Raw genomic sequence first — 12,232 nt, forward strand, 5'->3', positions numbered from 1 at the left:
AAATTTTTTTTCGGGGGTAAGGTAGGATGATCAAAATAGCCACACGTAAATATTTAGGCAAACAAAATGTCTATGACATTGGAGTTGAGCGTGACCATAATTTTGCACTCAAAAATGGCTTTATAGCTTCTAATTGTTTCAATAAATCCCATTCGACCGCCTATGCTTATGTAACTTATCAGACAGCATATTTAAAAGCTAATTATCCATTAGAATATATGGCGGCCCTGTTAACGGCTAACAGTGGCGATACCGATAAGGTACAGAGATATATTACTAACTGTACAAACATGGGTATTCCCATAGATCCGCCAGACATTAATCGTTCTGGTGTTGATTTTACGCCGACATTGGGGAAGATTCTGTTTGGCTTTTCGGCGGTGCGTAATGTGGGACAGAATGCGATCGCCTGTATTTTAGAGGCGAGAAATGAGACAGGAGAGTTTAAATCTCTCGCTGATTTTTGCGATCGCGTGGATTTACGTGCTGTTAACCGTCGGACTCTAGAATCGCTGATTTACTGTGGAGCCTTTGACAAAATTGAATCCAACCGCCAACAGTTAATTAATGACTCAGAATTAGTGTATGATTGGGCACAATCTCGCGCCAAAGACAGAGCCAGTGGACAAGGAAATCTCTTTGACTTATTAGGCGATGGATTTTCTTCTACTCAGAATAAAAGAGCAAATAATGCCTTTGAAACTGCTCCTAAATCTAAACCTGTGACAGATTTGCCCCCACAGAAAAAGTTGCAGATGGAGAAAGAATTATTAGGTTTTTATGTATCAGACCATCCACTGAAATCTTTACGGCAAATAGCACCACTTTTAACTCCAATTAACCTTTCGCAATTGGGAGAGCAAAGGGAAGACACAAGGCTTTGTGCAGTTGTGATGTTAAATAACGTCAAAAAAGTGGTGACAAAGAAAGGCGATCAGATGGCCATTTTGCAAATAGAAGACCTAACCACACAATCAGAAGCTGTAGTTTTTCCTAAAACTTATGAACGCATTAGTTCCTTACTTCAAGTTGACACAAGATTGATTATTTGGGGGAAAGTAGACCGACGCGACGAGCAAACTCAATTTATTGTTGAAGATGCAGAGCCAGTGGAAACAGTACAAATGGTAATGGTAGAGTTAAATCCCCAGCAAGCAGGTGATATGGAAAAACTACATCTCTTGAAAACAATTTTGCAAGAACATTCAGTAGATAAAGAAAAGGCAAAAATGCCAGTTATTGGAATTATCCAAACTGAAAAATCTCGGAAACTTGTTCGCTTGGGTTGGCAATTTTCCGTACAAGATTCAAGAATAACCGTCCAAGCTTTGCAAAATGCTAGTTTTCCTGCTCATATCAAATCGCTCACTGGTAGCTAATACCAGAAGTGAAAAATCCACCAATACTCAAAAGCATCTGAAAAATTAGTTTTATGAACTGTCAACAGTAAATCGCCTTAAGTATTCAGGGTTAAAAGCGTTTTTTTAGTTACTTATGCGGATGATAATTTCCTTGAGGGAGTGGTATCTTTTTATGCTAATACCCTTAAGGCTGCGACCGGGGGAAGGAGTTAAAACTTGATGAGCGTAAATGAACTACATAAATTTGTTTCATACTGTAAAAGGATTCAACCCCAAACTCACGAGGACATTCAAAAGTTTTTTGAAGGAGTAATCTTATTTCCTTATGATAAGGAACTTCTACTGCAAGCTTATTTATTTCTGAATATTAAAGAGTTGTTTCCCTCGTGCGCTGAATTGCTGTTATTTGAAAAATCTCCAATTTCAGATTATACAGATTTAGGAAAGTGTGATTTTGTCTACCTAACTTTTAAAGGTAGTCTGTATTTAATTGAAACTAAGTTTATTGATACGGAAGCAACAGGAGCTACAGAAAGAAAAAGAAGAAATAAACACAGAAACAAGGTATTTGAGCAAGTTATTACTTTAAAAGGCCGATTTAGTGAATATTGGAATATGAGGCTAGAACAATTAGAGTGTGGGGTTTTCACAACAGATCCAGAAGTTGCTTGGCGAGGAAATGGTGTGAACGTCACATCTAAATCAATATCTATAGATCAGCTCGAAAAATGGCGAAGAAGTTATCACACTAGTGAAAGATTTTTATCTCATCAAGATGCGCCAAAATTTGAGGGGAAGGTTAATTTGAAAAGTTAAGCCTTGACTGAAGAGACAAGATGTAAAGCAAGAATCCTATTAGATTTTAGCGGTGGAAATTTCAAATCGCCTAAGCTAAGTAGTCAGATAGAATTAATTCCCCAATGTCATTGCAAAGAGAAGCGAAGGCTCACAATGACTATAAATATTTCTGTCCGACTACTTATCGATTAAATTTGCCAGATAGTTAAGAGCAATTTCACCTTTGTCAAATCATCAGCAACCATAGCCCGGAAAACGTGTCAGATTACTTGAATAAGTACCAAAAGTCTGACAGGAAGATACTAATGAGAATTTGGGCTGCTACTGCTGTGCTAGCTTCCTCTTGGCTAATATCTGGGGTTATATGTTCTGAGCCAATCAACGCTACTTCTGTTGTGGTAGAAAATGCCATAGCATCCCCTGCGCCAACAAATACAAAACAGATTACTGTTAGCAAAGCTGAGTTTGGGCTGAAGAGAGTTGACTCCAAAGGTAACGTTACCATTTTCCAGACAACAAGAGTGCCACTTCAGCAGGGAAACGCCTACGGGTGGCGGATTAAACTCAAAGACTACCAAGGTGAAGTAAAATGGCGCGAAGTATTGCGTTTACCAAAACCTCCAGAAACTTGGGGTACAGATAGCGGTGAAGACTTCTCAATGTCACCAGACGGAATGACATCTGTGACACGGCGTACACAGTCGGCTCCAGAGGGTATAATTGAGAATTTTTGGACGATTACTCCTGGCGATCCGGTTGGTAAGCATAGGATAGAAGTCTATATTGATGACCGTTTGATAAGTACTTTCGAGTTTGAAACTATCCTAGTTAAGTAAATGTAAGCTTTTCCACATTTAACTTGCATAAGTGGGGCGCTCATGTTGACCATCCCACAGAGTTTGATTTAATTCGATTATGTGAATTAAGTGTTTTTCAGCTAAAAAGAAGAGGCTTGCTCTGAGAGGATGTTTTAAAAATCCTCTTATCGGTATCAAAAGTTCTAGATCCCTCTAAATCCCCCTGAAAAAGGGGGACTTTGATTCCGGTTCCCCCTAACCTAGGGCTGAAGCGCTGACTACAAACCTTTAAACCAATAATTGATATTTCTCTTGAGCTAGGTTGTAAAGAGGCCGCCAAACTAAACGATTGGTCAACACTACTAACAGAGACATGATCGCTGTCGAAGCTAATAATAGTGAGAAATTGCCTGTTGCGGTGGCGTGAGAAATCGTTGCCCCTAACCCAGAAGTACTAATTACTCGCCCTTGAAATGTAACGTACTCACTGACGATACTGGCATTCCAAGCGCCACCAACGGCGCTAATAATTCCTGTAATTAGGTAGGGGAAGATTGCAGGCAAAATTAAGGTTCGCCAACGTTGCAAACGTGAGAGTTTATACACCGAAGCTGCTTCGATCAGGTCTGAGGGAATCGACTGCGCCCCAGCAATGACATTAAACAGGATATACCACATTGTCCCTAGCATCATCAGAGCGATCGCACCAATCTGCAAACCGCCAGCGATGCGGGTTAAACCCAGCAACAACACCGGAAATAAGGCTGTTGCTGGCACAGAAGCGGCGATTTGTACTAATGGTTGCAATACTTGAGCCAACCGTCGATTGCGACCAATTGCTACTCCCACGGGTACAGTCCACAACAATGATAAGATCAAAGCAATTATTACCCGCAACGCCGTTAACATAGCGCCTTTCATCACCTGTTGCCAATCATCCCAGCCTAGAGTCCGTAATAGTAGCACGGCTTCCCAAGTACCCCACAGGACAATTAAGCTGAAGCCACTAACAAATATCCAATTTAAAAAACTCGGCAAGTTAAGGTTGCCTTTGGCATTTATAGGTACTGAACGCACGGGGAACGACCGAATTAAACTGTCGTCTAAGGCTGTTTGTAATGGCTGAAAAACGCGATCGCTAATTGCGCGTAAAGTAGGCGATCGCCTGAAAGTATCCAATATCCACGATTGGGGTGCATTTTCAGTTTCAATCATCTCTAACTTAAATCTTTCTGCCCAAGCAATCAGTGGCCGCCACACAAAAAAATCAGTTGCCACAATGATCGCAATCAGTAACCCCAAGCCCCAAAATATCGCTTTAAAGTCTCCTTTGTTGGCTGCTGTACCTAAAAAAGAGCCTAATCCTGGTAAACGAAAATCTTGATTCCCTAAAGTAAATGACTCAATGGCAATTAAAAAAAACCAACCTCCAGCTACCGACATGACACTATTCCATACCAAACCAATCACACCAGATGGTAATTCTAATGTCCAAAAGCGTTGCCAAGGATTAAGCCGATAAACCCTTGATGCTTCTAGTAATTCTCGCGGAATACTTTGAAGAGATTGGTAAAAACTAAAAGTCATATTCCAGGTCATGCCAGTAAAAATTAGCAAAATGGCTGCTAGTTCTACACCAATTCTCTGACCCGGAAACAGGGAAATCAAAGCTAGTACCACACCTGGTAAAAAAGACAATACTGGAATCGATTGCAGAATATCCAACATCGGAATTAAAATCCGTTCTGCCATTCGAGAGCGATAAGCAGTATAAGCATACAAGAGGGTAAAAATTAGGGAGAAAAAGTAAGCCAGTCCCATACGAATCAAGGTTTGGGCTGTATATCCTGGCAAAGCATTGATGTTTGTAGAAATTGTGAGTTCAGGTTCAAAAGTACCGGTAAATTTAGAAGCAGTTCTAATAATTGCCACAATGAAAGATAAAATTACCAGAATCAGCAATCCATCTTGCCAAGTCCAATTGCTACGTCCTAGAGTTTTATTAGCAGGAGTAAGAGGTCGAGTCATAAACAATTAAAAATTAAAAATTAAAAATTAAAAATGAACAAAGCCATTCATGGTAAATACTGTAAAGGCGTACATCTGCACACCCTTACGAATTAACTACGGCAGCTTGCTCTAGAAAGATTTGACCTGATGGCTCATCGTAGCCGTAGATTTCGGCATAACGACCCCAGTCAACGACGGTTTTTAATTGTCGTTCGGCTTCTTCTGGGCTAAAGTGACTTTCTAGGATATCTAATACCAGTTCTTCTGGAATGCGTTGATTATTTTTCGCTTCGAGAAGACGGTAAATTTGCTGTACCAAGCGAATATTAGCTAAGAGTTGCGATCGCATGATTTGTTTGCGTTCATCAATACCACCATTGATAAATTCGTGTCCTACTGGTTTCAAGCTAATATCGCCTTCTGCAAGTTCTACAAAATCCATTAATTTTGCAGCTTCTACAATGGGCAAAATATCATCTACTTCTAATTGCAATTCTTGGGCCAGGCGATATAAGTCTTTTTCTTGACGATCTTCTAAAAGTTCCAAAAGACCGGCAATGGAACCAGTTCGCACAGATGGTAAAGATTGATATTTTGCTGGTGGTGTTGTAGGTTCTACAGAGGTAGTCGTTGTTAGCTCAATTTTTTCTAATTCGGGATTGGTGATGATTGTATAAACCCGATCTACCAGGGCTTGAAAACTTGGATGTTTGCGATCGCGGTAATGGGGTAAAGTCACAGGTAAGTCAGCCCGAATTCTTCCCGGATTGCGTCCAAGAACAATAATTCGATCCGCCATAATTACCGCTTCTTCAATCCCGTGGGTGACAATGAGAATAGCTTGGGTGGGTATGCGACGTTCTAACCATAAATCTAATAATTCAAACCGCAAGTTTTCTGCCGTTAGCACATCTAATGCCGAAAATGGCTCATCCATACATAACAGTTCTGGTTCTACGGCCAAAGCCCTAGCAAATCCAACTCGCTGACGCATTCCCCCAGAAAGTTCTTTGGGATAGGCATTTTCAAACCCATCCAAACCAATAATATCAATCATTCGTAGCGCCTTTTGCCGTCGAGAATCTGGCGCTTCTCCTTTTGCTTTTAAACCTAGTTCCACATTCTCTAGTACAGTTAACCAAGGATAAAGGGCAAAACTTTGAAAAACAATTGCTACCCCAGGATTTAAACCAACTAGGGGACGGTTATGATATACGACTTCACCTTGACTGGGGGGAATTAACCCAGCAACTATCCGCATTAAAGTAGATTTCCCTGAACCGGAAGGCCCTAGCAATGCAACGATCTCCCCTGGACGTAACTCAAGATTGATATTTTCTAGGATGACAATCTGTTGGCCGTTGGGCTGCTGATAAGATTTGCTGACATTTTTTAGGACGATCAGCTGTTCGGTTGCTGTTTTAAAGACCATAACTCTTTTTGTAAGAAAATAATTAAATATAATCTCATGTTGAGGTTATTTTACAGTTAAAGCAGACCAAAAATATTTGATTCCGCCATTTGAACTGTACTGTAGCCTAACGACTCGTTTGCATCCTCATGAAATTAGCTACAAGATGGCTAAATGACCCGCTAATGCTAACAGGAGTTAGAAATCATAATTTGGAAAGCATTTAATATGATTGGTATATTGATTTCATGAAATGTTATCTTGATTATTTGACTATTCTGACTCATGATTTATTACGATAAATCTAGTAATTGCAGCAATATAATAATCGCATACCCGAATATTAAAATGAAGAAATTACTATAACTTGTTCTATAAAACTCATATTTGATTTCTGAAAATATTCAGGACAACTCAAAGAGGCTTCTTGCCTATTGCCTCTTACCTCCTACGCAAATAATTATGGCTACGCCACGCTGCGCGAGCAGAAATCAAAGCGGATTGCCATATTAGATATGTGCATTTGAATAAATTGGAGTAATTGCAGATATTAAATAAACAACCTTTATTATGGCAGTTACAATAGAAGCACCTTATATATTAGAGATATAAATCTGATTCTTGTTGGGTGGCGATCGTGAATATAGAGGAATTAAAAAGGCGTTTTGCCGCAGGGGAAAGATATTTTCCAGCCGTCAACTTGAGTAGGAACAGGCTGATTGGAGCCTATTTGCCTGGAATAAATCTATGGGGATCTGACTTGAGTGGAGCTAACCTAGCTAAAGCTAAACTCTGGGGAGCAGATTTGAGTAGAGCTAACTTAGCAAAAGCGAATTTGACTAGAGCTAATTTGAGCGGTGTCAAACTGAATGAAGCCAATCTCCGGGGAGCCAAACTCAACTACGCCAAGTTATATGGAGCGAATCTGACTGGTGCTTACTACGATGAAAGCACTCGGTTTTCTAGAGGTTTTGACCCCATTAGTAGAAATATGCGGAAGGTGTGAGTTCCACCAACCTCTCCCTGCTTTGAATTTTCGTTCAAGTCTGTCCCTCTCTGAGTTGGCTACGGTGTACATACAAGTCTTTAAAAGCTTTTGATCTCCCCACTTCCTTAAAAAAAAGGGGGCAAGAATCTCTCAAAGTCCTCCAATTTATCGGAGGATTTAGGAGGATCTACAACATTTTGGTTTTGTAGAGAGATGTGTGTAACCGTAGCTCCGAGCCGGAGAGGGACAGTTTTGTAACTTAAAAACCGCAGAGACGCTGAGAACGCAGAGGGAAAGGAAAGAGGAATAATTCCGATACAAAAGGATTTGATATTACTAGATGAGCAGTGGAAATGATGTTATTTCAAATAAGTGATGTTGATATATGTTGATGTGAGCCATCTGACATAGATGAGATCAACATTTGTTCAAAGACTTTGGAAAGAGCAGTTTGAAAACGCTGACGATGCTTGAGTTTGAAAAAAGGTCGAACTATTTCTGCGTAGGTGTAGCCCGCCGTAGGCATCGCACCGTTACCGTCTCTATTATCAATGACTCGAATTGCTCGTAGAGTTCCCAGTTGTATTTCTTTTTTTACCATCAACTCAGAAATTCCGATCGCACCAACACCATCTTCGATCGCTGCTTTTGTCATCTCTCCACTATTGAATACTAAAATTACATCCAGTTCATTGAGATTGATTTCCCAATTTTGTAAGGCTTCCTCAAACCTTTGCTGGGTTCCAGAACCTGGTTCGCGCATCACCCAAGGGGTTTTGGTCAATTGGCTTAAGTCAATTTCTCCCCACTCAAACCAAGGGTGTTTTCGACCTACAACTATTTGTAAGCGATCGCTGCCCACTATTTCATACTCTAGAGTATTCTGGAGTGCTGGCTTCACATCTCCTTCTACCAAACCTAAATCAAACTGTCCTGTGGCTGTTCCTAGACAAATCTCTTCTGTATTGGCAAGGCTACAGTTAATTTGAATACCGGGATATCGGCTCTTAAACTCACTAATCTTACTTGGTAGCCAGTAGTTACCAATTGTCAGACTTGATCCTAATTTCAATTCACCCCGTTGCAGATTGTTCAATTCTCGCAATCCCCTTTCAGTCAAGGAAACTTGATCGAGAATTTTCTGCGCTTCCACTTGCAGTAATTTACCCGCCTCAGCAATCTCGATATGGCGACCAATCCGATGGAACAGTTTCACCCCATATTCTTGCTCTAAGTTGTGGATTGCTGCACTGACGGCAGGTTGTGTAATATAAAGCTCTTCTGCTGCGCGAGTAAAGTGTAAGTGCTGTGCCACAGCCATAAAGATTTTTAGCTGCTCAAGGGTCATTCCTGCCATTTATGGTATTCCTACAACTTGGTGTCAAAATTTTAATCACTTTCATTTATCATTTTGACAAACAAAAGCATTTGATTCTATCGTTTAGTTTCACTAAAGTATAAATCAAAGCTTTTTACTTAGTCATTTGCCATTAGTCATTTGTCCTTTGTAAATGGCCAATGATTAATGCCCAATTGCCAAGCATCAAAATAAGGACTTCCAAAAATGAGCGGTTTAGTAACTGCAATTACCACAGGGATCACGGCATTCACTGCCACCAACATCGATGATATTGTGATTCTGACGTTGCTTTTTTCACAAATAAATAAAACGTTCCGCAGTCGTCACATCCTTGCTGGTCAGTATCTCGGCTTTGCTGCACTGATTGTTGCTAGCCTTCCTGGGTTTTTCGGTGGACTAATTATACCGCAGGACTGGATTAGACTACTTGGTTTAATGCCAATAATCATTGGTGTGAGTGGTTTACTAAAACGCGAAGAGGATTCACCAGAGGAAGGTGCAGAAGAAACCGAGCCATCTTGTCCCTCTATAGTTAGGAGCTTTTTCTCTCCCCAAACTTGCAACGTCGCTGCGATCGCCTTTGCCAATGGTAGTGATAATATCAGCGTCTACGTACCTCTGTTCGCCAATTCGGAATTAGATAGTCTGCTGATTATACTAAGTGTATTCTTTTCGCTAGTGGGCGTATGGTGTTATACCGCTTATAAGTTGACCTACTTGCCTGCGATCGCTAATTTTTTAACTGAAAATGGCAACACTTTTGTACCTTGTATCTTGATTGGTTTGGGCGTGTTTATTGTCACAGAAAACGTAACCTGGACTCTTTTATCTGTAGTTTCTAGTTATATATTCTCATTAATCTTAGGTTTCAATACTCAATCTTCGAGTGAAGAACAAGAAAAGTTAAGTATCTAGAAAGATGTGCATCATGAATTTTCTTACGAAAATGAAATTAAAAGTACAAAATATCTTCCCCATCAACAGGAATCAAAACATGAAAGTCTGGAAATCTCTGCTAATTGTCTTAATGATTTTCGCTAATCTAGCCTTCGCTCAACCTTCTTTTGCTGATAGACCAAAATTTAGCAAAAATCCTGATTATATCGAAGTCACTAAAGCTCTTAACGAACTGTCTCAAACAAAAGATGCCCAAACTCAAGTTCAAGGTCTGACACCAGAAGAAATTCAAAAGAGAACCGAAGAATTAACACTGCAAAAATATGCTTTAGAGACGGGAATTAACTGGGGTAAATGCGAAAACCAAACAGGCAATACTATAGCAGTATACGGTAAAAGACCAAATGATGATGACAATGAAGATGCCATATACGACAATGGTTTGTATTTTCTAGCTAATGGTCAGTCCACTAGAGATAACTGGGATTGTGATGGCATCTATCTACCGAATGATATTAAGGTAGCAAACTTTACTTCTAGTCCGAATGGGCAAGGTGAAGAATTGACAGGGCCTGCGGCTCTGAAGATCCTTGATGGAACTCAGTTGGTAATTAAGAGCAATCCAGATACTGGTGCGATCGAATTAAATGTTCCGACTGTGAAAGTTCTTAACAGCAATAAGGCTAACTGGTTTATCCCAGATATATCGCAGGCTATCATAGATACACGAGTTCCTAATGCACCTATTAAGAAGTCTTGAAATCTAACTGCATAGTCTATTTTTGAATCATTGTTCTCAACTTCAACAGGGTGATAGCCAAAATTAGAGAAAAAACCTGACTTATATCGGTGAAAAATCTCTCTAATTCTTGGCTGTTTTTTATGACATCTTATTACTTATAACTGCTCTGTACTATCCATTACGAATTCTGAATTATCAAATAGAATTCAGAAGTCAGGAGTCAGAACTCAGAATGAATTCTGTATGACTGGTGGATGAATAACTGGGTTTAAAAATCCCACCAAATCGTAGATTGGGTAGTCTTCAATTAGTCGTGAGTCTGAATCCCCGACTGATAGCGAAGCGTTAGTGAGTCATCGGTCGTCTTGATTCTGACTCCTGAATTCTTCTTCAATCAGTCAGGCTTGTTTTATTTCTATATCTGCATTAAAATATATTTTGAAAAAATATGTACAATCACAATAGGCATATTTCAGGAGCGCAACTATTGTGCTGGCTGCGAGTGATCTGGAAAGAGATTTCCTACTACCTCCGCATTTTTTTGAGAAGAGCCGCTTTGGGGATAAGGGTGTTATTGATGCAGTTAAAATTGAAATCCACAGAAGAAAATAAAGATCAAAAAAAGCCAGGACGACTCAATCCTTCTCGAATCCGAGATCACTTGGCAAATGAGCGTACCTACCTGGCTTGGATGCGGACAGGGATCGCTCTTTTAGGTTTTGGGGTTGTAATTGTGCGTTTGCGTGCCTTCCAAGTGCCTTTGATGCCCCGTCCCGGCAATGGCTGGAAGTTAGGTTTAGTCTTCTCATTGGTGGGTTTAATTACGGTGTGGCTCTCAACCAGTCACTATTTCGCTGTCCGTCGTGATATCGAAGAAGATACTTATGAACCGACAGACAGATGGGTGTTGCTTTTCAGTCTCGCTGTGATGATTCTCGGAACTGGGGTAATCTATTTTGTTTTTACAACTTCTTTAGATCCATTAAGTCCACTTATCCCTGAGTGATGATAAGTAGACATCTCCAAAAATGAAATATGCGTTATCCAGAAACCTTGTAGAGACGTAGCAGTGCTACGTCTCTACATCCTTTTTTGTAGCAGTGCTATATCTGTAACTACTTATTTTCAAAACCGCACTTTGTACATTTGGAATAATTCTCCTGGTTTTTGCGTGACTATTTTAGCGCCAGCCGCCTTAATAGCTTTTTCCCACTCAGCTAGAGGCTCTAAAAACACCTCAGCCCCCAAATAGGTTTCTAAAACTGCCCAATCTTCTGCTAAAGGCTGTTCTGGGTTAAGGATGTCGAATACAAAATGTCCACCTGGTTTTAACACTCGCTTAACTTCTGCTAGTACAGCATTCCAGTATTCGAGTGGAAAATAACAGCTAAATCCTGTTGCGATCGCTAGGTCAAACTGCTCTGGTGAATAGTTTAACTGATGGGCTGCTCCCAACTCAACACCTTTGAACAGCTTAGAATTCAACTGCGGCCCACGAGAGTTAAGGGTATCGCGTGCCACATTACTAATTTCTTGCCCATGAAAAAATGCTTGCCAATCCCGCCAAGGATAGATTAAAAAGCTGATACCACAGCCAATATCTAAACAGTGCTGGTTTTTTTGAGGTTGAGCAATTTCCCAAAAAGGGGAAGCAATTCTCCCTGAAAAACTACCTCCAATCCACTCACGGAATATCGGCATCGCCTGGACTTCGGTTGGAAGTTCAAAGGTTTCACGTTGATACTCTCGGTTAAAGCGATAGGCTATTTGGCCTAATCTTTCGTCCCAGTTGCTTGATTTGGCTGAAGTAAAGAGATTTTGAAACTGCGAATCAGACTTTTTGGACATTAGATTTTTGCTACTCTTTC

At 40.3% G+C, this 12,232-nt stretch carries 11 protein-coding genes; 7 read left to right on the forward strand and 4 right to left on the reverse strand.

Going from position 1 to position 12,232, the window contains the following annotated elements; all coding sequences use genetic code 11:
• Window positions 1-26: 26 nt before the first annotated feature.
• From ACFFRD_RS13050 to ACFFRD_RS13060, 3 genes are all read left to right on the forward strand, one after another.
• Window positions 27-1,379, forward strand: a complete 1,353-nt coding sequence (locus ACFFRD_RS13050) for an OB-fold nucleic acid binding domain-containing protein (protein WP_114085349.1) — start codon at window positions 27-29, stop codon at window positions 1,377-1,379.
• 201 nt (window positions 1,380-1,580) lie between these two features.
• The gene (locus ACFFRD_RS13055) at window positions 1,581-2,177 is read left to right on the forward strand and encodes a hypothetical protein (RefSeq protein WP_114085348.1); all 597 of its coding nucleotides are present in this window, start codon (window positions 1,581-1,583) and stop codon (window positions 2,175-2,177) included.
• A 287-nt stretch (window positions 2,178-2,464) separates the two neighbouring features.
• Window positions 2,465-2,995 carry a hypothetical protein gene (locus ACFFRD_RS13060; RefSeq protein WP_392481873.1) on the forward strand — a complete coding sequence of 177 codons (531 nt, stop codon included), beginning with the start codon at window positions 2,465-2,467 and terminating at the stop codon, window positions 2,993-2,995.
• A gap of 249 nt (window positions 2,996-3,244) precedes the next feature.
• On the opposite strand, the gene ACFFRD_RS13065 is transcribed toward ACFFRD_RS13060, so the two are convergent.
• Window positions 3,245-4,984, reverse strand: a complete 1,740-nt coding sequence (locus tag ACFFRD_RS13065; RefSeq protein ID WP_392481874.1) for an ABC transporter permease — start codon at window positions 4,982-4,984, stop codon at window positions 3,245-3,247.
• 85 nt (window positions 4,985-5,069) lie between these two features.
• Window positions 5,070-6,398 (reverse strand): AAA-associated domain-containing protein, encoded by a 1,329-nt coding sequence (locus ACFFRD_RS13070; RefSeq protein ID WP_392481875.1) that lies wholly within the window; start codon window positions 6,396-6,398, stop codon window positions 5,070-5,072.
• A gap of 616 nt (window positions 6,399-7,014) precedes the next feature.
• Between ACFFRD_RS13070 and ACFFRD_RS13075 the strand changes: the two genes are divergently transcribed.
• Window positions 7,015-7,383, forward strand: coding sequence for a pentapeptide repeat-containing protein (locus ACFFRD_RS13075; protein ID WP_179072772.1), 369 nt, complete (start codon window positions 7,015-7,017; stop codon window positions 7,381-7,383).
• A 346-nt stretch (window positions 7,384-7,729) separates the two neighbouring features.
• On the opposite strand, the gene ACFFRD_RS13080 is transcribed toward ACFFRD_RS13075, so the two are convergent.
• Window positions 7,730-8,722 (reverse strand): LysR substrate-binding domain-containing protein, encoded by a 993-nt coding sequence (locus ACFFRD_RS13080; RefSeq protein WP_392481876.1) that lies wholly within the window; start codon window positions 8,720-8,722, stop codon window positions 7,730-7,732.
• Between the two features lie 207 nt (window positions 8,723-8,929).
• On the opposite strand from ACFFRD_RS13080, the gene ACFFRD_RS13085 reads away from it, so the two are divergent.
• From ACFFRD_RS13085 to ACFFRD_RS13095, 3 genes are all read left to right on the forward strand, one after another.
• Window positions 8,930-9,640 carry a cadmium resistance transporter gene (locus ACFFRD_RS13085; RefSeq protein ID WP_163929275.1) on the forward strand — a complete coding sequence of 237 codons (711 nt, stop codon included), beginning with the start codon at window positions 8,930-8,932 and terminating at the stop codon, window positions 9,638-9,640.
• A gap of 79 nt (window positions 9,641-9,719) precedes the next feature.
• Entirely contained in the window at window positions 9,720-10,382 is a 663-nt protein-coding gene (locus ACFFRD_RS13090; protein WP_392481877.1) for a hypothetical protein, read from the forward strand.
• Window positions 10,383-10,941: 559 nt separating this feature from the next.
• Window positions 10,942-11,370, forward strand: coding sequence for a YidH family protein (locus tag ACFFRD_RS13095; RefSeq protein WP_392481879.1), 429 nt, complete (start codon window positions 10,942-10,944; stop codon window positions 11,368-11,370).
• Between the two features lie 119 nt (window positions 11,371-11,489).
• Here ACFFRD_RS13095 and ACFFRD_RS13100 read toward each other — a convergent pair whose 3' ends face one another.
• A complete protein-coding gene (locus ACFFRD_RS13100) occupies window positions 11,490-12,212 on the reverse strand; it encodes a class I SAM-dependent methyltransferase (protein ID WP_392481880.1) in 723 nt (240 codons plus the stop codon).
• Between the last annotated feature and the right edge of the window lie 20 nt (window positions 12,213-12,232).

The organism is Nostoc sp. C110, assembly GCF_043099725.1.
Taxonomy (GTDB): domain Bacteria; phylum Cyanobacteriota; class Cyanobacteriia; order Cyanobacteriales; family Nostocaceae; genus Nostoc; species Nostoc muscorum_A.

Excerpts from the sequence above, each read along its gene's own strand:
- ACFFRD_RS13085 (WP_163929275.1), top strand. The coding sequence starts at position 8,930 with ATGAGCGGTTTAGTAACTGCAATTACCACAGGGATCACGGCATTCACT.
- ACFFRD_RS13100 (WP_392481880.1), bottom strand. The coding sequence starts at position 12,212 with ATGTCCAAAAAGTCTGATTCGCAGTTTCAAAATCTCTTTACTTCAGCC.
- ACFFRD_RS13095 (WP_392481879.1), top strand. The coding sequence starts at position 10,942 with ATGCAGTTAAAATTGAAATCCACAGAAGAAAATAAAGATCAAAAAAAG.
- ACFFRD_RS13065 (WP_392481874.1), bottom strand. The coding sequence starts at position 4,984 with ATGACTCGACCTCTTACTCCTGCTAATAAAACTCTAGGACGTAGCAAT.
- ACFFRD_RS13055 (WP_114085348.1), top strand. The coding sequence starts at position 1,581 with ATGAGCGTAAATGAACTACATAAATTTGTTTCATACTGTAAAAGGATT.
- ACFFRD_RS13090 (WP_392481877.1), top strand. The coding sequence starts at position 9,720 with ATGAAAGTCTGGAAATCTCTGCTAATTGTCTTAATGATTTTCGCTAAT.
- ACFFRD_RS13050 (WP_114085349.1), top strand. The coding sequence starts at position 27 with ATGATCAAAATAGCCACACGTAAATATTTAGGCAAACAAAATGTCTAT.
- ACFFRD_RS13060 (WP_392481873.1), top strand. The coding sequence starts at position 2,465 with ATGAGAATTTGGGCTGCTACTGCTGTGCTAGCTTCCTCTTGGCTAATA.
- ACFFRD_RS13070 (WP_392481875.1), bottom strand. The coding sequence starts at position 6,398 with ATGGTCTTTAAAACAGCAACCGAACAGCTGATCGTCCTAAAAAATGTC.
- ACFFRD_RS13080 (WP_392481876.1), bottom strand. The coding sequence starts at position 8,722 with ATGGCAGGAATGACCCTTGAGCAGCTAAAAATCTTTATGGCTGTGGCA.